The organism is Limisphaera sp. 4302-co (assembly GCF_049537155.1).
Taxonomy (GTDB): domain Bacteria; phylum Verrucomicrobiota; class Verrucomicrobiia; order Limisphaerales; family Limisphaeraceae; genus Limisphaera.
Map to the genome: position 1 here is coordinate 27,805 of NZ_JBMVQZ010000007.1, position 20,232 is coordinate 48,036.

A 20,232-nucleotide genomic window follows, 5' to 3' on the forward strand; every position below is an offset into this window, starting at 1 on the left:
GCCCGCCCGGGGTTCGATCTGTTAGCACGGCGCCATCCTTATGGCTGCCATTGGGCGTTTCCAGCGAGGCGACGAGATTTTTTATGCGAAGGTGGTGGAGGGCGAACTGTACCGGATGCAGGGCGACCTGTTCGGTTCCCCTTCGTTCGAGCGGAAGCCGACGCCGATGAAAGGGGTGCGGACGCTGGTGCCGGTGACGCCGAGCAAGCTGATTGCGGTGGGGTTGAATTATGCGGACCACGCGCGCGAGACGGGCAAGTCGGTGCCGCGGGAGCCGTTGTTCTGGTTCAAGGCGCCGTCGTCGCTGTTGCCGGACGGTGGGAAGATTGAGATTCCTTTTCCCGAGCATCGCACCGATTACGAGGCGGAGCTGGCCATTGTCATCGGGCGGCGGGCGCGGAATGTGACGCCGAACGCGGCCTCGCGCTACATTCTCGGTTACACCGCGGCGCAGGACATCACCGACCGGACGCTCCAGGCTTCCGACGGCCAGTGGGGTCGCTGCAAGTCCTTTGACACGTTCACGCCGCTGGGGCCGTTCATCGAGACGAAGCTGGATCCTCGCGACCTGACCATTCAGCTGTTCCAGAACGGCCAGCTGCGGCAGAACTCGCACACCAGTCAGATGGTGTTCGATTGTTTTCATCTGGTGAGTTTCATTTCCACTCATCTGACCCTGTTGCCCGGGGACGTGATTCTGACGGGGACGCCGGCGGGGATCGGCCCCATCCAATCGGGGGACCGCCTGGAGGTGCGGATCCAGGGGCTGGCCCCGCTGATCAACACGGTGAAATGAGATCCGGCGGGCGGACGCCGGGTGGTGAGACCTTTTCCGGGAGAACGAGCATGCGTTGGACCCAGACCCTGATTCCCACATTGCGTGAGGCGCCGGCCGAGGCGGAGATCGTGTCGCATCAGTTGCTCCTGCGTGCCGGACTGGTACGGAAACTGGCCGGCGGCGTGTACAGTTTTCTGCCGCTGGGTCTGCGTGCGTTGCGCAAGGTGGAACGCATCGTGCGGGAAGAGATGGACCGTGCGGGTGCCATCGAGGTGCTGTTGCCGGCCCTGCAACCGCCGGAGATCTGGCAGCAATCCGGCCGGTATGAAACCGCCCGGCAGGTGTTGTACAAGGTGTACGACAGTGCCCGGCGGGAGTGGGTGCTGAGTCCGACGGCTGAGGAGGTGATCACGCTGCTGGCGGCGGCGGAAATCCAGTCGTACCGGCAACTGCCGCGCAATTTTTATCAGATCAGTGTGAAGTTCCGGGACGAGATCCGGCCCCGGTTCGGTCTGATGCGGGCGCGGGAGTTCATCATGAAGGATGCGTACAGTTTCGACGTCAGCGACGAGGCGGCGCAGCAGAGTTACCAACGGATGTACGAGGCATACACGAGGGTGTTTGCCCGTTGCGGGTTGCGGACCTTTCCGGTGGAGGCGGACACGGGGGTCATCGGGGGGACGTTGTCGCATGAGTTCATGGTGCCGGCCGAGACGGGTGAGAACGAGGTGGCTTATTGCGAGGGTTGCGGTTACGCCGCCAATGTCGAGAAGGCCGTCAGCAGGGTGGCGGCCGGCGGGCAGGCGCCCGTGCAGGGGACGGCGCCCGCGCCGGAGAAGTTTCCCACGCCGGGCGTCCAGACCATCGAGGACCTGAGCCGGGCTCCGTACGGGGTGCCGGCGGAGCGGCAGATCAAGACGTTGGTGTACATCGTGGAGAGCCGGCCGCTGGTGATTTTATTGCGGGGCGACGACCAGTTGAACGAGGCGAAGCTGGCGGCGCGTCTGGGGACCACCACCTTCCGGCCGGCGACAGCCGAGGAGATTCATTCCCTGTTGGGGGCTCACCCAGGGAGTCTGGGTGCGGTGGCGGCGACGTTGCCGGATCCGGCGCCGCCGGTTTGGGCGGACGAACGTTTGCGCGGTGCCACGGAGATGATCACCGGCGCCAACGAGGACGGTCACCATTTCCGGCACGTGGACGTGGCGCGGGATTTGCGGGTGAACGAATGGGCGGATCTCCGGACGGTTCGTGCCGGCGAGGGTTGTGTGCGCTGTGGACGTCCTCTGCAGATCCGGCGGGCGATCGAGGTGGGGCACGTGTTCAAGCTGGGGACAAAGTACAGCGAGAAGCTGGGTTCGACGTTCATTGACGAGTCGGGTGTGCGCCGACCATGTGTGATGGGCTGTTACGGGATCGGGGTGACCCGGACGCTGCAGGCCATCATCGAACAGTCGCACGATGCTGACGGGATCGTTTGGCCGGTGTCGGTGGCGCCGTACGAGGTTTGCCTGACGCCGTTGCAGATGAACGCCGACGGACCGGTGCGCGCGGTGGCCGACCGTTTGTACGAGGCGCTGCAGAGGGAGGGGATCGAGGTCATCCTCGACGATCGCGAGGAGCGGCCCGGTGTGAAATTCAAGGACGCCGATCTGGTGGGTTTTCCGTTCAGGGTGAACATCGGGGAGAAATTACTGGCGAAGGGACAGGTGGAGATCAAGCGGCGCGCCGGCGGGCAGGTGGAGGCCGTTTCGGTGGACGAAGCGGCCGTGCGGGTGGCGGCACTGGTGCAGGAGGCCCGTCGGGCGCTGTTGGAGGCGGCCGGTTGAGCGGGCGACCTGCCGGGAGCAGGAGGCTTCCCGGTTCAGCGGGTAGGGTCGAGCCGGCGGACGCGCAGGTTGCGGAACCAGGTTTCGGTGCCGTGGTCGGTGAGCATGATCCGGCCCCGGCATTTTTGGCCGAAACCTGGTGTGTTGCGGAACTTGCTGGCGCGGATGGCCCGGCGCAGTTCGGGGCTGTCGAGTTGATAGGTCAGCACGCACACGTCGTTGAGCCAGTGTTCCACGGTCGAGCCGCGGACCACGATCCGGGACCGGTTCCACTGGCCGGGTGGATGGGGTTGCACGGCCGGGTGGGGCGCCAGGACATCGTAGAATGCCGCCGTACGATGTCGCGGGTCGCTGACGGTGGTGTCGTCGACCATTTGGTACTCGTGGCCGGGTGCGGCCGGCCGGGACTCCAGTACGAGGTATTTCACGCCGTTGTTGCCGCCGGGGACGATCTTCCATTCCCACGCGAATTCGAAATCGTCGAACTCGGCTTCGGTCACCAGGTCGCTTGCGCGTCCGCCGGGCCATCGGACCAGGCATCCGTTGGTGATCACCCAGCCGCGGTCCGGGAAGTGTTCGCCGCGGTAGGCGCGCCAGCCCCGGCGCGTTCTAGCGTCGAAGAGGGACTCCCATGCTCCTTCTGGGGAGGGGGATGGATCGGAGGCGGCGGTGGTCCTGGCGGCTGGAAGGGCACAGAGGAGCAATGGCAAGATCATCGCCCATGCCCGGGAATGTTGGAGCACCGGATTTCGTTTCCTGCGGGTGGCCGCGTCTGCGTGAAGGTGTCGAACCCGGTTCATGTGTGCCGAATATGACGTCAGGACAGGGAAAGGGCGAGTTTGATTTGCAGCCATCTGAAGTGCCTGTTGCCTGAATTTTCTCCTGCCGAACGTGTGGGTGCATGGCTCGTGCCGGAATGCAGATCCCGGGAATCGGATTGGAAAGCCGGCCTGCGGAGGATCCGCTTCCGGGCGTTGGCGGGTCGCCTGATGGAAGGGGGGCGGGTGAACCGGGCGCGGGCTGAAGCCCCGGCGGTCCGGTGCCCATGCCGAAGGTGATCCGTGTGAGCCCACGGAGGTTTCGGCTGGGGCACGCGAGACCGTTTGAGCGTCTCGAAGAGGGGCGTCGCAGGGCCCTGGCGTTCCTAGGTCTTGGATCCGGGCGACCTGATGGAGAGGGCAAGTCGGTTCCCCAGCCACAGGAAGCCCGGGATCGACGCCGCGACACAGAGCCCGCGCGACGCCACTGGCGAAATCCCTGACCAAGTGCGCTGGCTGGGGTTCAAGTTGCCTTTCACCCACGTGGAGAGGTTGGTTTTCGAAGAGGGGGCTGGCGATCTGGTGGTCGGTGGACAGGCGTCGGTTGTCGTCGCGGTGGCCACGGCAGGTACAGAGTAACCTGCCGGGAGTGTACCGGGGCGGGGAAATCGGGTTGGGCCAGGGTCAGGGGCGGTGACAGCCACGGCAGCCTCGCGGGCAGCGGGTGCGCACCTGGGCGCTGATCTGCCTCCCAGTCCCAAACCTTTCCGGAGATGATGCCCACCTGCAACAGACAGGTGGCACGGGCGAGCCAACAGAATCGTTTGTGCAGGACGAACCGATGGGGCAGCACGATGAGCGCCAGGCAACGGAACGGACTCCATCAGAGCGGCCCGCGCAAGGGATCGAACAGGAGTGGGTGCGCTGTTCTGGCGTCCGCTGGTGTAATGCCGGACAACCTGCGGAGTGCCTCCGGGTAAAAATCCTGGTGGGAGTACCCGGGGTTCACCGAAGCACGCCAGTTTGCCCCTGCGCACCGAAGGCTGGGAGGCAACAGGCTCACGACCCGGGTGGGGCCGTGGCGTGCCGGTCCTGTGAGGTGGGGGCCTGGCGGACCAGAACCGCGATTTCGGCAGGAGACTCCGACCCTGCTATCCAACCCGCGGTCAAACCGCCCTGTCAGGCCAACCGATTCCTCCACGATTTGTGCGCGAGGCCTGGCCAGCGAGTCGGCGATGCCACAGCGGGTGGGGCGTTTGATCCGGGTTTGCGCGCCTGACATGCGTCTCGCGCCTGTCGTTGGCTACTGTGTGGACAAGGGCTCGCAGGCCGATCCGCGGGGCGTACGAATGGAGCACGGTCCAATAGGCCAGGGGTACGGTTTCTCGGGAGAGTCCCAGGTTGCAATCAAGGAGGTTCGGACGGGTGCGAATCGGATGAGCCATCGCCACACTGCCACACTGCCTGCGACCAGGATGGGCCCTACCGTACCGGTGCAGGTCAGCCACTTTGTTATGGGCCATCCTTTCCGGGTTTCGACGCCGGTCCTCTTCCATACTGTCAGGGCCAGTTGGACCGGGAAATGCAGGCGGGACGAGGGCGGCGGTGCCGGATACCTTGTTACTGTAGAAACGGCCGCCGTTCGGGGCGCGCGCTCCCATGGTTCCGAAGTTTGTACGCGTCGGTGTGCCGGGTGCCTCGGATGCCCCACGCATGGGGCTGGTCCACCCGGGAGACGGGCGTGGGAAGGTCAGACCGCCGTTGATGGCAGGACGCCGAAAGGCGCACCAGGGCAGGCAGAAGAGCACGAGACCCCGGGTTCGGTCTCCAACTAACGTGGGGTCGGCTTTGTTACCCTCGGTGCATCTGATCATTGGCGGCCCGCGGAACGGATGCACACGGTTTGGTGCGAGCGCTGGCTGGGCGAAGCCGAGAGGAGCCGCTGCGGATCGGCCCGGGTTGACTGTGGAAGATCCATGGACGGGCCGCCTGTCTTTGGGGGTCTACTGCTGGGGCGGTGCGATGGGCGGTTTCCGCCGAATGGATTGCTCATGGAAACCCTGGGTTTCCTCTACTCCAGGCACCTCAAACATACGCAGCTGGCAATGCCCGGTCCGGTTGGTGAAGGACTTTTGCGCCGGGCTGTCAGGGTGTGGTGTTGTGGGAACGACGCCGGCCCCGGGTGTTCCACCACCACCACACGGGAGGCAAGACGAGAATGGCGATGAACAGGCTGCGGACCAGCCAGGCACGTGGTTTTGGGGCCGGGCGCTCTTTCCCGAATCCCAGGTCTCGCAAGACCATTTCTTCGAGACTGATCTTCTGAACTTTCTGTGCGTGCTGGAGCCTCAGGGATTCCCCGGCAGCCGACCAGTCGTTGCGCACGCTGTAATGCAGTTCGGCCACCCCCGCCTTCCAGAACCGGTGGTCTGTGACAAGGACGGTGGTGTCCGGCGGCGGTGGAAGCGGCATGGACCGAGCCGGGCGGATGGAAACGCGCCCGACGCGGGTGGTGTATCCGTGGCACGGTTCCAATCCGCTGAAACTTTCAGGCAGGCCGTTGCGGGTGAGGTAAACCAGCTCGGCCACGAGCGGGATTCGTAGACCGCCCAGGTTGGTTTCTGTCAGCCACCGAACCTGCACCATGGGGTAGCCCCGGTGGAACGGCGGAGGGAAGCGGATCAACTGAGGATGGGGCCCCCGCGGCAACCAACGGATCAGCAGTTCTCCGGGTGCCTCGATGAGGAGCTGCCGACCGGCTCCGTTGGTGGGTTCCACCCAACGGTATCGGCATTCGGCACGGGGATCATGGAAGAGGGCCAGATCATCGGCCTCGGGGCCGGGCGCGGGCCCGACGGCGTTTGTCCATATGGCCGGGGCGACGAGCATCAGCCACAGGTGATATGGTTCGCGTTCCCAGACCGGCGGGCAGAGGCTTGCGTAAATGACGCCCGGGTGTGCGGGAGGATGGGCGGCCGGCTGCGGCGCGCTTGAAGGGTTGGGTCGTCGCACGACAAATGTGTGGCGGCCGTCGCTGCTGACGGCGCCCCCTGCAAACACGGCAGCGGGGTTGGTGACAGCGCTTCGAACCTCGTACTCGATGGCCCACCATGGCGGTCGAAGCTCCACGCGGAACCAACCGTGTGCGTCTCTCTCGATGCCGATCCCGGCCGGCCGCAGCCAGTTCTCATAGGCGAAGCTGCCTTCCAACACGATGGCGTCGTCTGCTGCGGGCCCGCCGGGTTGTTCGGACTGCGACCGACCGGTGCACAGGGCCAGGGGGGGCGGCGATGGCGAGGAGAAAGCCGCAAAACGGAGCCCTCGACGGGAACCGGAGAGCGGTTTTGCCGGGTAGACGGCGGAAGTACTGTGTGGCTTTCAAAAAGACAGGTTTCATCGGTGGGGGCAGACGGATCATGGCCGTGTGACGATTGCAGATATGACGCCCGGTTTGCCGCGCGAGGACGGAGTGCCACCCGATTGGCGACGGTCAGGCATCCATGGCGATGCCGACGCTGTACCTTGTGGGACACACCCCCCGGCGCCGGCCCATCGGCTGTTTTGTTCCGGCATCTTTGCCCTGTGCGGCGGCTGCCGCATCGACCGTCTGCTAATCCTCCGACGGACACAGAACCACCGCGCTGACCTTGGTGCGATCACCGCCGCAGGAGACCACGAGGGTGCCAGTGTATCGTGCACAGGGCAAATCGTTGGACGGAGCATATTCTCTCAGGTACGCGACGCAGGGTTCGGTGGCCGTTTGGCAATGGAGGTATGCCCCGTTACCTCCGGACTTTGAAGTGCACACCCCATTGGGGAGGCATTCGCCCACGTAACAGTAGCCGGGAGGCGCGATGATTGTCCAACGCCCACATGGCCCCACGGTGCTCTCATTCCAGGGACAATAAGCGCCCATGGTTAATACGGCCGCGGTAACAACGAACACCCAACAAAAGCCCGCCTTGTATTGACTTCGGTTTTCGGGGTGGGTCTGAACGGTCTGAGACCTGCAGGATCCGGTCATGTGTGGGCTCCTTTCGTGAGGTTGATGGTCACCGAGCAGGACGACCCGAACGGAGGAAGGGAACACTCCTGCCAGCCTGCCTGCACGGTGGCCCAGCGGTGGCACGATCCCGTTCGGATCCGATTCATCACGCTGTTCAGGGTTGTCGAGCAAACCTTGCTATCAAAAAAAGCTGTCAAGGGCCTTGCCACTGCGGGGGCCTGCGGGATGACACGGCGATTTGATCTGCGGGGGCCGGCGAGGGCCAAAAGTGCCATGCGCTCCAAATTCAGGGAAAGCTGCCGGGGCAGACGCTTTTGTGACCGTTCCAGAATGTCGGTCAGATTGCCTTTGTGAGGTTCTCCAGAGATCTTCGGCACCGGGTTGCTGCGTCACAAACGCAACCGGAGTCCTGCCGGCCCATGCATGGCATCGTCGTTGATGCGAGAGGCATTCAGCGCGCGTTCTGTTCCCCGCTGAGCCGCTCATGACACGGACCCGGGACCCGCGAGGCCAGGCTGGGATCACACCCCCGATCCAACAGGGAAGGTGGCGGCTGTTCACCCCCAGATGGAGCAGTCGGGTCCGTTGGCGTGGGGCCGTCCGATCTTGCGATACCGCCGTTGGATGTGCGGGACCGGCCCGCTGAAAGCGATCAGGGCCACCCACGGGCCCTCGACCTCGGCCGCATGGCATCCGGGCTGCGCCCGCCCGGGCACTGTGCAGGAAGGGCTCCTTTTCCAGCAGTTCATCGTATCGGGGGCACTTGGTTTCTTCGATTCGTCGCACGCGCAGCAGTGGCTGGCATGCCCTCTCGGGGCTCGATGGGGTTTGGTTCATGCGCCGGCCATGGCAGAGGAGGCCGGGCAGGCTTGGTCCCATGTCGAACATTCCACTTCGCCCTGTCACTGCTCGCCTCGGATGAAACTGCTGTGGGGGATGGGCGGGGGTACTGCCCAGGAGGAGCGGTGTTGCGGGGGAGGCCCCGATTGCTGGGATGTTCGACCCGAGCGGGAGGTTCGGTGATTTCGTGTGTGTCGCGCGTCGGGTCGAGATTGCGCTTTACAGGAGTGGGGGCGTGGGTAGGCTGGTGCGGCGAACAGGGACGACGTTTATGAACACAAGAATGGCTTTGTTGGCGGCGTTGGCCTGTGCGGGCGCACTGTTGGGGAGCGGCTGTGCCGGGCCGGAGCAGAAACTGGGCCGGGGCCTGCGCAACACGGGCGAGCTGCTCCGCTGGGGGGAGATGCGCCGGACGGTGGAACAGACCGCCTTGTTCGATTCGCCCGACCAGGCGTACACGACCGGCCTGGTGCGCGGGTTCAACCGTTCGATGGCCCGTGTGGGGATCGGTTTGTACGAGATCGTGACCTCGCCGTTTCCGCCGTACGGGCCTGTGGCGACCACGTATCTGAATCCCGAACCGGTGTACCCGGACAATTACACGCCGGACATCCTGGCGGTGCCGGAGTTCGAATCGGCGACCGAGCTTGGGTTCAGCGGTGGCGACGTGGCGCCGATGTTCCCGAACAGTCGGTTCAAGATCTTCGACCGTTGAAGGTTGCGGAGGTGTTTTTTGGACGGGGGCGCACCGGTGGGGTCTTCCGGTGCGCCTTTTGGCTTCCATGAGTCTGGTTCGAAAGTCCCCGGCCAAACTGAACCTCCTGCTCAACGTTCTGGGGCGGCGCCCGGACGGGTATCATGAGCTGGAGACGCTTCTGCACCCGCTGGCGGTTTACGACACGTTGCATTTCGAGCGACGGGCTTCGGGAATCGAGCTGAGCTGCACGGATCCCGCGTTGCCCGTGGACGGCCGTAATCTGGTGTGTCGGGCGGCGGAACGATTTTTTGCCGAGGCCGGGCTTCGGGCCGGGGTGCGGATCCACCTGGAGAAACGGATTCCGCAGGGGGCGGGCTTGGGTGGCGGCAGTGGCAACGCGGCAGTGACCCTGCGTGCGTTGAACGAGATGTTTGATCGGCCGCTGTCGGAGGAGACGTTGCATCGTCTGGCAGCCGGGCTGGGTGCGGATGTGCCGTTTTTTCTCCTGGATCGCCCGGCGTTGGGGACGGGTCGGGGTGATTGTTTGGAACCGTTGGACTGGTTTCCGGCGTTGCGGGGATGCGCGTTTTTGGTGGTGCACCCCGGTTTTGGGATTTCGACGGCATGGGCCTATGGACAGCTGGCGCGGTTTCCGTCGCTGCTGCATGGCAGGGCGGGTCGGGCCCGGGAAGTGTTGCAGGCCTTGCAGGGAGCGGATCCGGGGCGTGCTGTGGCGGGGTTTTTCAACGCGTTCGAGGGGCCGGCGTTCGAAAAGTTTCCCGTGCTGGAATTGTACTGCAGGTATCTGTGCGAGCAGGGGGCGCTGGGGGCGCGCATGACGGGGAGTGGCTCGGCGGTGTTTGCGGTGGTGCGGGATGTGGCTGCGGGGGAGGCGATGTTGGAGGCGTTGCGCAGCCGGTTTGGCAGAAACGTTTGGACGGCGGTTGTGGGGGTGGCACCTTGTTGAGTGCCGGGTCGAGGCCCTTGCCTGCGGGCGCCCGGTCCGGGTGGTGCAGGCGGGGCGTGGTGCACGGGGCGCGGTCGCCACAGTGCGTTGCGGAAGAGGCTCAAGTGCGACGTGGGATCGGCCGATGGAAACCGAGATGAGGGACCTTCCGCGGATCGGGCACCGGAGGATGGCGCGGTGCCGGGTTGGTGGGATCCCGCCGGACACGGATGAGTAGGTGCCGATGAAGTTGCGTCATGGGGTGTGGATCGCGGGTTTGTGGTTGGGTGCGGTGGCAGCCGGTTTGGCCGGAGGCAGCGGCCTCAACGTGGCTGTGGTGGTCAATGCCGACAGCCCGGCCTCGCTCGCCCTGGGCAATGCCTATTGCGAGCTGCGCGGGGTGCCGGCCGATCAGGTCTTCCGGATTCACTGGAAAGGCGGGCCGGTGGAATGGTCGCGGGCTGATTTCGAGAGCCATCTGTTGGTTCCGTTTGCGCAGTGGCTGCAGGCCTCGGGCCGGACCTCGCAGGTGGATTACGTGGTCCTTTCGATGGACATCCCGTACCGGGTGGTGGAATCGCAGGGGACGGGCGAGCCGGTCCGGAACAGCACAACCTCGGTATTGTTTTACGGATGGCGGGCGGACGGGGAGCCGCCCGGGAGTCTGCCGCCGTCCTGCAGCCTGCCCGAGTCGGCCTCCCAGGATTACACGGCCAGCGAAATGCCGTTCCGGCAGGTGGCGATGCGTTCAGCGTGGTCGAACTGGCTGGCCACGATGATCACGGCGTCCAATCTGGCGGAGGCGCGGGCGATTGTGGAACGGGGGGTTTTGTCGGACGAAACCTGGCCGACGCAGGCGGTGTATCTGGTCAAGAGCAGCGACACGGCACGCAACGTCCGGCACTGGGCTTTTGACGATGCGATTCTCGAGCAGCGGGTGTTGGGCCGGATGACGATGATCCGGACCAACGCCGATTCCCCCGGGGGGTTGGGGTTGCAACTGGGCAGTCAGAGTGGCTTTTACGGGTTCACGCTCCCGCCGAATCTCTTTGTTCCGGGTGCCATGGCCGACAATCTGACGTCGTACGGCGGTTGGTTGTTCGAGGATGCATCCGGCATGACGCGGGTACCGGAGTTCCTGGCGGCCGGCGCCACGGCCAGCTACGGCACGGTGGTGGAGCCCTGCAACTGGACGGAGAAATTTCCCGCTCCCCGCAACTATTTCTATCAGGCACGCGGCTTCAACATCGCGGAGTGTTACTATCAGAGTGTCGCGGCGCCGTATCAGGGTGTGCTGGTGGGGGAACCGCTGGCCGCGCCGTTTGCGCGCCGGCCGCAGGGCTGGTGGGAAGAACCGCCGGACGGGGCGACCGTCGGCGGGTTGGCGGCGCTGCGATGGCATTTCGTGGCGGCGGCGGAGGATCGGCCGGTGGGACGGGTGGACCTGTTCGTGGACGGCCGGTTTCGGCGGACGCTGTGGGAGCGCGGGCCCGGGGGTGGGAACCGCGTGGAACTGACGGTGCTGGGGCACCGGATCGAGTACACGGTTCCGGACGGGGCGACGCTGGCGGAGGTGGCCCTGGGGCTGGCCGAGGAGATCAACCGTTCCGAACACACCAACGCGACCGGAGTGATTGCCGAGGCCGTCGGAGACCGGCTGTTGCTCCGGTCCGTGACACCGGGTCGGCCGGGCAGCCAGACACCGGTGTCGGTCGTGACCGGTGCGGGTGACGGAGCGGAAAAGACCATCTGGGCGAGGGTGGCGCAACCGGTTTTCGTGGATTCGAGCGCACGCGGGTATCGCGTGTTTCGGGTGCGCAACCTGGTGGGCCCGGGTCATGCGCTGGGTCTGTCGTTGAGGGTGACACGGGCCGGCGGGCCGGACGTGACCGTGACGGTCAACAATCCGGCAGAGACGAACACGGCGGGGCTGGTGGCGGCACTGGTGCATGCGGTGAACCAGCATCCCGAGCTGCAGGGACCGGATGGCGTGGTGGCCGAGGACTACGACTCCGAGTGGGACGGCTCAGCGGCCGCATTTGCCCTTCGGACGCGCATGCCGGGATGGGCGGATGCGGCTGCCTGGAGTGCCTCCCTCACGGCGACCGGTGCGGTCACGGTGGAACCGGCTGGGACGCACACGCTGGAAGAGAACCTTTCCGATTTGCAGCCGCGCAATCATGTGTATCTGGCCGCGGGGGTGACGAATCTGATGCTGGAATTCGCCTGGGACACCACGGCGGAGGCTGACGGCTGGCACGAATGTGTGGCGGTGGCTTACGAGGGAACACACGTGGCCACCCAGGGACATTTGCGTCGCTGGTTGCGGGTGGACAACTCCGGGCGGAAAGCCGACCTGATCCCGCTGGTGGCGGGACCCTTGACCAGACTGGAGACCACCCTGCGCTGGCGCGTGACGGTGGAATCGGGGCCGGCGGCCCGGGTGGAGTTGCGGAGCACGGGTGGGACGTGGGGGGCGCAGACGAATGTGACCTCGGCCGAGTTCACAGTGTCCGGCCCGGAACTCGGGGCGGGCCTGCATCCTTTTGCGGCGCTGATCATCTGGCCCGACGGCACACGGTATCAGACCGAGGTGCACTGGGTGCGGTTGATTCCGGACGATGCGCCCGCGGGCCCGTTGCGGGTGGCGATCGAAGGTCCTCCCTGGCGGTTGCGCTGGCCGGCCGTGGTCGGCCGGACCTACGCAGTCTGGAGCACCGAGCGGCTGGACCTGCCGTTTCAGTTGCGGGGCTCGTGGCCGGCCACGAACTCACCGATGGAATGGCTGGAGCCGGACCCTGCTGCCGGCGCACGGTTCTACCGGGTGAGCGAGCAACCCTGAGGGCGGCGGCGTGAGCGCGGCCGACCGGAGAAACGCCGGCGGCCGACCTCGCCCTGGAAGGGCCCGCGGATCAGCGATGGGGACGTCCGGGTGCCGGAGGAAGAGCGGGGGCTGCAGAGGTGGCAGCGGCGGGTGCCGGCGGGCTTTTGAGTTTCTGCCACAGTTCGAGTTGCGCCTGGAGCCGTTGGGCCAGTGCCTGGAGCCGGGCCGTTTGTTCGGCCTGGAGTTGGCGCACTTCCCGGAGGATGGCCTGTTGAGCTGCGGTGTCACCCCGTTGTTCGGCTTCCTGAAACCGCTTTTGCAGATCGGCCTGCCGGGATTGGAACGATGCGGCGGTTCGACGGAATTCTTCGAGCGACGCCTCGCGCAATCGGGTGGCGCCCTCGTTCAAGCCGACCGACTCCGGATCTCCCAGGGTCTGGCGCAGGTCGGCCAGCACCTCCTCCTGATCCGGAGCCGGCGTGGCGGCGACCGCCGGGGGTGGCTGACCCACTTCCGCAATCGCCCGTGCGAGGTCGTAAGGCAGGGCGGGTTCCCAAGCGGGGTCCAGCCGCGACAGTACCCTTTGACCGCCGGGACCCTCGAGAATGACTCCGAGGAAGGCGGCGGCGCCCCGCTCCAGATGAAAGGGTTGGATGCCCGCCCGGGCGGCTGCGGCCTGGTCCTCGGGGGTGCGCACCTCGTGACGGACGAGGCGGATCTGGGACGAGGCGGTGGACAGCCGGGCGATCCACTCCTCGACGCGCCGGGCGAATGCGCGGTCGCTTTCGGGGATGGCCGGGTCCTCGACTCCCATGTAGAAATGGAGGGTGACCGGCTCGCGCAAAGTATCCAGGACGGTGCGCACCGATGGCGGCAGAGGACCGGCTTGGGCGGCGCCGTTGCGGTGGGCGCGGGATGCGGTCTGCCACAGTCCGACTCCCACGACCATGCCCGCGAGGAAGACGATGCCCAACTGGAGGGCGCGCCCGGATCGGCTGGTGGGCACCGGTCGGGCGTTCGATGGGCTGCGCGGTGGCTCGGCAGAGTGTCCCGCCTGCGTTGTCATGAGGTCACTTTAGGGTGCGCGCCGAAGGGTTCAAGGGGTTTGATTGCGACCCGGGCCGCGGAGCGCACCGGAGGGGCACGGGCCATCGGACTTGCAGAGGTCCCGGCGGAGGTCGAGGATGGGCGCATGCAGGTGTGGCGGAGTCTCGGATGGGTCCTGATGGTGACCGGGTGCATGGGCGCGGCGGCCGGTGCATGGGAGGATCGGTTCGTATGGGTGTTTGGGTGGGACCTGGAACGGGCGCAGGATTTGCCGGAGGTGGTGAAGGTGCTGCAAGAGGCCGGTCGAAACGGCTTCAACGGTGCGGTGGTATCGTTCGGGCTGGATACGCTCTGCCGCCGTTCTCCGGAGTTTTTTGAGCGACTGCGGGTGGTGCGCGAGGTTTGTGCCACGAATGGGTTGGACCTGATTCCGGCGGTGTTTTCGATCGGTTACGGTGGCGGTTTTCTGGCGCATGACCGGCATTTGGCGGAGGGGTTGCCGGTGAAGGATGCGCTCTTCCGGGTGGAGGGCGGTGTGGCGAGGTTCGTTGCGGAGGGGTCGGTGGCGCTGCGCAACGGGGGGTTCGAAGAGCATCGGGGCGACCGGTTCGAGCATTACGCCTTTCACGATCAGCCGGGCGAGGTGAGTTTCGCCGACACGAACGTGGTGCACGGCGGGGGCGTCTCGATGCGGCTGGAGAATTTCCGGTCCAACCCGCACGGGCACGGCCGGGTGATGCAGGAGGTGCCGGTTCGGCCTTACCGCTGTTACCGGGTCAGCCTTTGGGTGCGGACCGAGGGGTTGGATCCCGCGTCGGCCTTTCGTTGTCTGGTGTTGGCCGGCGACCGCGAACTGGCACCCCGCACCTTTTCGCTGCCGTCCACGGGCGGATGGCGGCGGGTCCATTTTCTCTTCAACAGTCTGGAGCACGATCGGGTCCGCTTGTACGCGGGGGTGTGGGGCGGGCGTTCGGGACGGGTCTGGCTCGATGACTGGGGTTTGGAGGAGGTGGGGCCGGTGAGCGTGTTGCGCCGGCCGGGCACGCCGGTCACGGTGTGTGGGGAGGCGGACGATCGGGTCTATGAGGAGGGACGCGATTTTGCGCCGCTGGAAAATCCGGATTTCAATCCGTGGCGCGGGGACAGTACGGCTGCGGAGCTGAAGCGGTTGCCCGGCAGCCGGATCCGGGAGGGCGAACGTCTGCGGGTGAGCTGGTACCATCCGATGCTGATCCACGAGTCGCAGGTGACGGTTTGCATGGCGGAGCCGCGTTTGTACGAGATCGTGGATCACGAGGCACGGTTGCTGGCGGAGCATTTGCGGCCCCGGCGTGTGTTTTTGAACATGGACGAGGTCCGGATGGGCGGCACGTGCGGGGCCTGCGCGGGGCGCGACATGGCGCGGTTGCTGGGGGAGTGCGTGCAGCGGCTGGTGGCGGCGCTGCGGCGCCATCTTCCGGAGGTGCAGGTCTACGTGTGGTCCGACATGTTCGACCCTCATCACAATGCCAGGTCGAACTACTACCTCGTGCAGGGTGACTTCACGGGTTCATGGCGGTACGTTCCGAGGGATCTGGTGATGGCGGTCTGGGGAGGATCGCCACGGCCGGAGAGCCTGGCGTTTTTCGCGCGCGAAGGTTTTCCGGTGCTGGTGGCGTGTTATTACGACGCCGACGATTTGCGGGACGTGGCGGCCTGGCAGGCCGCGGCAGGCGGGCTGCCGGGGGTGCGCGGGTTCATGTACACGCCGTGGACCCGGAGATACGGGTTGCTGCCCGAGTTTGCGCGTCTGCTCGGCTTTCCGATCCGTTCCGCGGCGGCTGCGGGTCGGCCGGGGGAGGGCGGGCCCGGGCCGGCGCGCTGACTTGTGACGCCGGTGAATGGTTTTGTAACTTCCCCGGGTCCGGCGGATCCATTCCCGAGGGTGACGCGTCATGAAATGTGAAGAACTGCTGCAGATCCTGAACGAATACGTGGATGGGACGGTGGACCCGGCCGTGTGCAAGGAGTTCGAACAACATTTGGCGGGCTGCGATCCCTGCCAGGTTGTGGTGGACAACATCCGCAAGACGATCACGCTGTACAGGAACGGGGAGCCCTACGAGTTGCCACTGGAGTTCCGAGAGCGGCTGCACGCCGTGTTGCGCGAGCGCTGGAAACAGATGCATCCCGGGACCTCGCAGCAGGCATGAGCGCGCGCAGGATTCTCATCGTGGGCGGAGTGGCCGGCGGCGCATCGGCCGCGGCCCGCATCCGGCGTCTGGATGAACGGGCCCGGATTGTGATGTTCGAGCGCGGCCCGTACGTCTCTTTTGCCAACTGCGGTCTGCCCTATTACGTGGGTGGCGAGATCTCCCGGCGCGAGGACCTGTTGTTGCACACGCCGGAAAGTTTGTGGGACCGATTTCGCATCGAGGCACGGGTCCGGACCGAGGTGGTGGAGGTGGATCGTTCGGCGCGGACGGTGCGGGTGCGGGATTTGGCGGCGGGGACGGAAAGCCTCGAACCGTACGACGCGCTGTTGTTGGCGCCGGGATCGGTGCCGGTGCGGCCGCCGCTGCCCGGGTGGGAACGGCCGGGCCATTTCGTGGTGCGGAACGTGCCGGACGTGGACGAGATCCGGAGTTGGATCGGGGCGCACGCCGCACGCCGGGCCGTCGTGGTGGGCGGCGGCTACATCGGTCTGGAGATGACCGAGCAACTTCACCTGCGTGGATTGGAAGTTTCGTTGGTGGAGGCCCTGCCGCAGGTGATGGCGCCGCTGGATCCCGAGATGGCCGGTTGGTTGCATCGTGAGTTGCGGGCCCGTGGAGTGGATTTGCACCTGGGCGATCCGGTGGTGGCGTTTGAGGAGCCCGGGCCGGGCGAGGCGGCGGCGGCCTCGGTGGTGCGGTTGCGCAGCGGTTTTCGGCTGCCGGCCGACGTGGTGATTCTGGCGTTGGGGGTGCGGCCCGAGGTGACGCTGGCGCGGCAGGCCGGACTGGAGTTGGGCGAGCTGGGCGGGATCCGTGTGGACGATCATCTGCGGACGAGCGACCCGCACATCTGGGCGGTGGGGGACGCCATCGAGGTGCGCGATCGGGTCACGGGACGCTGGACCTTGTTGCCCCTGGCGGGACCGGCGAACCGGCAGGGGCGCGTGGCTGCAGACAACATCTGCGGTCGGCCGTCGCGGTACGAGGGCAGTTGGGGGACGGCGATCCTGCGCCTGTTCGGTCTGGTGGCGGGTTGCACGGGGGTCAATGAGAGGACATTGCGCCGGCTGGGGCTGCCTTTCGAAGCGGTCCACCTGCATCCCGGTTCGCACGCGGGGTATTACCCGGGCGCCGAGCCGGTGGCTTTGAAGGTGTTGTTTCATCCCGGGACCGGCCGGCTATGGGGCGCCCAGGTGGTGGGCCGCGACGGTGTGGACAAGCGTGTGGACGTGCTGGCCACGGCCTTGCAGGCCGGGCTCACGGTGGATGCGCTGGCGGACCTGGAACTGGCCTATGCGCCGCCGTTCGGTTCGGCCAAGGATCCGGTCAATCTGGCGGGGATGGTGGGTCAGAACGTGCGGTCGGGGCTGGTCCGGCCGGCGCAATGGCACGAAGTGGAGCGGCTCGATCCGGCGCGGGCGCTGGTGGTGGACGTGCGTTCGGCGGAGGAACGCCGGCAGGGGTTCATTCCCGGTTCGGTTCACATTCCGTTGTCGCAGTTGCGGGAACGGCTGGGCGAGCTGCCGCGGGACCGCGAGATCATCGTGGCGTGTGCCAGCGGGCAGCGGTCGTACTTCGCGGCGCGCATCCTGGAGCAGCACGGATTCCGGGTGCGCAATCTGACGGGGTCATATCGCACCTGGTCGGCTGCGCGGGAGACTCCCGGTGCCGCGACCTGGCTGATGGGCGGGACAGGGGGCAGGTCACCCGCCCGGGGGTGATGGCGTGTGCGGCGGGGCGGTGCGATGCCGGGGTGTCAGGGTGAACCGGCCGAGGACCGCTTTCGGGAAAGGTTTTTGTTGAAGCGCCGGCGAGGGTGTCGATAGGCTGGCGCACGCTTGCGGTGAGCGCCGTGTGGACGCCGGCAGGTTTTCGCGCTGCTGGAAGGTGGCGCCGGCTGGACGCGGCCCCCGCAGATGAGCGACGCGCTGGCGGATATGACGACTCCCACGCCTTTGCTGGCCATGGCCGTGAGCGACAGCCCGGGCAGTCTGCTGCGACTCGGCTTCGTTGATCTGCTCATCATTGTCCTCTACTTCGTGGTGGTGCTGGCCATCGGGTTTTATCTGAAGCGGTTTGCCAATACCGGGGAGGACTTTTTCCTGGCGGGCCGGAAGATGACGGCCTGGATTGCCGGGCTGAGTTTCATTTCGGCGAACCTGAGTTCGTTGGAGACGATGGGCTGGAGCGCGATGGCCTACCAGTACGGGATGCTGGGTGCCCATGCCTATTTCATCGGTGCGATCCCGGCGATTCTGTTTCTGGCCATCGTGATGATGCCGTTCTATTACATCTGCAAGACGCATTCGGTGCCGGGTTATTTGAAGCTGCGGTACGGGGAACCCGCCCGGGCACTGGCCGGCATCACGTTCAGTTTTCTGACCATCTGCGTCAGTGGCGCCAGCATGTTTGCGATGGCCAAGATTCTCCACCTGCTTCTGGGGTGGGACATGGACCTGAGCATCTGGGTGTCCTCGTTGACGGTGGCGATCTACGTGGCGCTGGGCGGTCTGCTTTCGGCCGTGTTCAACGAAGTGCTGCAGTTTTTTCTCATCTGGGCGGGTTCGTTGCTGATCCCGATTTTGGGTTTGATTCACGCCGGTGGCTGGCGCGGGATGATGGAGAAAATCCAGCAACATGCACCGATCATCCATCCGACGGTCCAGAACGCCGATTTCACGAGTTTGTGGCGGAATTTGGGCAGTTTCGACTCGAACCCGATGGGCATTGACTGGTTCGGGATGGTGTTCGGGCTGGGACTGGCGGTGAGTTTCGGCTACTGGTGCACGGACTTTCTGCAGGTGCAACGGGTGATTGTGGCCAGGGACCTTCGTTCGGCCCAGAACGGGACCATCATCGGGGCGTTTTTGAAGATGATGGTGCCGTTGATCGTGACGGTGCCCGGCCTGTTGGGGCTGGCGGTGTTGGTGCATCCGGATGGCAGTCCGGTGGTGCTGGTGCCGGAGAGCGATCCGCGGGCGGGGATCACCCACCGCACGTACAACGATGTTTTGCCGCTGCTGATGAGCCAGTATCTGGGTCCGGGGCTGCTGGGGCTGGGGGTCACGGCGATGATCGCGGGTTTCATGTCCGGCATGGCGGGCAACATCAGTGCGTTTGCCACGGTCTGGACCTATGACGTGTACAAGCCGCTTCTGCGGCGCCACGCCAGTGACCGTCATTATCTGGCGATGGGGCGCTGGTCTTCGATCGTGGGCATTCTGCTTTCGATCGGCACGGCCTATCTGTTGTTCCTGTTTTCGAACATCCTGGAGTACCTGCAGGTGCTGGTGTTTTTCTTCATCGTGCCGCTGTTTGCTGTGATTCTGCTGGGGATGTTGTGGAAGCGGGCCACGCCGGCGGCCGGGTTCTGGGGATTCCTGAGTGCGATTCTGGTTTCCATCGGGATGTGGGCCTATGTGCACGCGTTTCCGGAGGGTTGGCGACCGCAACCGAAGGCCACGCTGGCGGCCGGCTCGGTGGTCCGGCTGGAACGGGACGCGGAGGGTGTCCTGCAGCGGGTGATCGTGGAGAAGGGGGCGGTCGAGTTTGTGAACGTGCCTGCGGTGGCGGGCTGGTCGGCTGACGAGGCGCTGGTGTTGGCGGGGCGGGTCAGCGACGGCCGGGACGAGCGGCCCTTGCAACTTTTGGCCCCGGACGTGGTTCTGGCGGAGACGCGGGAACCGTCGAAGTTTGGCGTGGAGGAGGTGCCGGTTGTGCTGCGGCCGGGGGTGGAGGTGCGTCACGTGACGGTGGAGAAGCGGTTTGCCCCGGCGGCTTTCAATCCGGATCACGCGAGGGTGATTGCGCGGTCCGAGAAGGCCAAGCCGATGGCGATCAACATGTACAGTGCGTGGTGGTCGTTTGTGGTGGGGGTTCTGGTTACGGTGGTTGTGAGCCTGGTGACGCGGCCCAAGCCGGAGTCGGAGCTGCGCAACCTGGTGATGGGGCTGACCGAGCTCCCGGATGAAGGTCCCTGTCCATGGTATGAGAAGCCGATCTTCTGGGCTTCGGTGGTGGCCGCGGTGCTGATCGCCATCAACATCATTTTCTGGTGAGGTCGCCATGCATGCGTCGGAAAAGCAGGTTCCCATTTGGTTTTTCATCGGCGTGGTGCTGGCCGTTTACGGCCTGTTGATACTGGCGGCCGGCGTGTACGAGATCCTGCATCCGCCTCCGGAGGATCAGCGGGTGGCGCTGTGGCATCTGCATGCGCCGGTATGGTGGGGGGCGTTTCTTCTGGTCGTGGGCCTCTTCTACACGCTGCGGTTTCGGCCTCGCGAGGGGGAGTCGCTGACCGGCCGGGTCTGAC

13 protein-coding genes are annotated in these 20,232 nt (G+C 65.7%); 10 read left to right on the forward strand and 3 right to left on the reverse strand.

Annotation, left to right across the window (positions count from 1 at the left end):
* The first annotated feature begins 40 nt into the window (after positions 1-40).
* Complete coding sequence (locus tag ACPDIX_RS08495; protein WP_423431356.1) at positions 41-796, forward strand: fumarylacetoacetate hydrolase family protein; 756 nt, start codon at positions 41-43, stop codon at positions 794-796.
* 50 nt (positions 797-846) lie between these two features.
* Positions 847-2,607, forward strand: coding sequence for a proline--tRNA ligase (locus ACPDIX_RS08500; protein ID WP_423431357.1), 1,761 nt, complete (start codon positions 847-849; stop codon positions 2,605-2,607).
* 35 nt (positions 2,608-2,642) lie between these two features.
* On the opposite strand, the gene ACPDIX_RS08505 is transcribed toward ACPDIX_RS08500, so the two are convergent.
* Positions 2,643-3,323, reverse strand: coding sequence for a 3-keto-disaccharide hydrolase (locus tag ACPDIX_RS08505; RefSeq protein WP_423431358.1), 681 nt, complete (start codon positions 3,321-3,323; stop codon positions 2,643-2,645).
* A gap of 2,187 nt (positions 3,324-5,510) precedes the next feature.
* Positions 5,511-6,578, reverse strand: a complete 1,068-nt coding sequence (locus tag ACPDIX_RS08510) for a hypothetical protein (RefSeq protein ID WP_423431359.1) — start codon at positions 6,576-6,578, stop codon at positions 5,511-5,513.
* Positions 6,579-8,482: 1,904 nt separating this feature from the next.
* Between ACPDIX_RS08510 and ACPDIX_RS08515 the strand changes: the two genes are divergently transcribed.
* The 3 genes from ACPDIX_RS08515 to ACPDIX_RS08525 all read left to right on the forward strand — a co-directional run bounded on the left by ACPDIX_RS08515 (position 8,483) and on the right by ACPDIX_RS08525 (position 12,696).
* Positions 8,483-8,926 (forward strand): exosortase system-associated protein, TIGR04073 family, encoded by a 444-nt coding sequence (locus ACPDIX_RS08515; protein ID WP_423431360.1) that lies wholly within the window; start codon positions 8,483-8,485, stop codon positions 8,924-8,926.
* A gap of 67 nt (positions 8,927-8,993) precedes the next feature.
* The gene (gene ispE, locus ACPDIX_RS08520) at positions 8,994-9,875 is read left to right on the forward strand and encodes a 4-(cytidine 5'-diphospho)-2-C-methyl-D-erythritol kinase (protein ID WP_423431361.1); all 882 of its coding nucleotides are present in this window, start codon (positions 8,994-8,996) and stop codon (positions 9,873-9,875) included.
* Between the two features lie 223 nt (positions 9,876-10,098).
* Positions 10,099-12,696 (forward strand): TIGR03790 family protein, encoded by a 2,598-nt coding sequence (locus tag ACPDIX_RS08525; protein WP_423431362.1) that lies wholly within the window; start codon positions 10,099-10,101, stop codon positions 12,694-12,696.
* Between the two features lie 70 nt (positions 12,697-12,766).
* On the opposite strand, the gene ACPDIX_RS08530 is transcribed toward ACPDIX_RS08525, so the two are convergent.
* A complete protein-coding gene (locus ACPDIX_RS08530) occupies positions 12,767-13,744 on the reverse strand; it encodes a hypothetical protein (RefSeq protein ID WP_423431363.1) in 978 nt (325 codons plus the stop codon).
* A 126-nt stretch (positions 13,745-13,870) separates the two neighbouring features.
* Between ACPDIX_RS08530 and ACPDIX_RS08535 the strand changes: the two genes are divergently transcribed.
* The 5 genes from ACPDIX_RS08535 to ACPDIX_RS08555 all read left to right on the forward strand — a co-directional run bounded on the left by ACPDIX_RS08535 (position 13,871) and on the right by ACPDIX_RS08555 (position 20,231).
* Positions 13,871-15,589 (forward strand): hypothetical protein, encoded by a 1,719-nt coding sequence (locus tag ACPDIX_RS08535; RefSeq protein WP_423431364.1) that lies wholly within the window; start codon positions 13,871-13,873, stop codon positions 15,587-15,589.
* A gap of 70 nt (positions 15,590-15,659) precedes the next feature.
* Complete coding sequence (locus ACPDIX_RS08540) at positions 15,660-15,917, forward strand: anti-sigma factor family protein (RefSeq protein ID WP_423431365.1); 258 nt, start codon at positions 15,660-15,662, stop codon at positions 15,915-15,917.
* Positions 15,914-17,641 carry an FAD-dependent oxidoreductase gene (locus ACPDIX_RS08545; RefSeq protein WP_423431366.1) on the forward strand — a complete coding sequence of 576 codons (1,728 nt, stop codon included), beginning with the start codon at positions 15,914-15,916 and terminating at the stop codon, positions 17,639-17,641. The genes ACPDIX_RS08540 and ACPDIX_RS08545 overlap by 4 nt, the downstream gene beginning before the upstream one ends.
* 216 nt (positions 17,642-17,857) lie before the next feature.
* On the forward strand, positions 17,858-19,978 hold the full coding sequence (locus ACPDIX_RS08550) for a sodium:solute symporter family transporter (protein WP_423431367.1): 2,121 nt from the start codon (positions 17,858-17,860) through the stop codon (positions 19,976-19,978).
* 7 nt (positions 19,979-19,985) lie between these two features.
* A complete protein-coding gene (locus ACPDIX_RS08555) occupies positions 19,986-20,231 on the forward strand; it encodes a hypothetical protein (RefSeq protein ID WP_423431368.1) in 246 nt (81 codons plus the stop codon).
* Position 20,232: the final 1 nt, after the last annotated feature.